General features: G+C 61.5%; 1 protein-coding gene. It reads left to right on the top strand.

What is annotated here, in order from left to right; all coding sequences use genetic code 11:
• On the top strand, window positions 1-265 hold a 265-nt coding region (locus tag ACT3TF_RS17210; RefSeq protein ID WP_444672642.1), incomplete at both ends, for an electron transfer flavoprotein subunit beta/FixA family protein.

Raw genomic sequence — 265 nt, 5'->3', positions numbered from 1 at the left:
AGCGGTGCGTCTTAAAGAGAAGGGCGTGGCCACGGAAGTGATCGCCGTTTCTGTCGGCCCTAAGGCCGCGCAAGAGCAGTTGCGTACCGCGCTGGCGCTGGGCGCCGATCGCGCTATTCATATTGAAACCGATGAGCGCGTGGAATCCCTGGCGGTAGCCAAGCTGCTGGCCAAGGTCGTCGAGGAAGAGCAGCCCGGCCTAGTGATTCTCGGCAAGCAGGCGATTGACACCGACAATAACCAAACCGGCCAAATGCTCGCCGCG

The organism is Halomonas sp. AOP25-F1-15 (genome assembly GCF_052378675.1).
Taxonomy (GTDB): Bacteria; Pseudomonadota; Gammaproteobacteria; order Pseudomonadales; family Halomonadaceae; genus Vreelandella; species Vreelandella casei.
The sequence above is the reverse complement of the archived record's forward strand: the minus strand, read 5'-3'. Positions and strand labels throughout refer to the sequence as shown.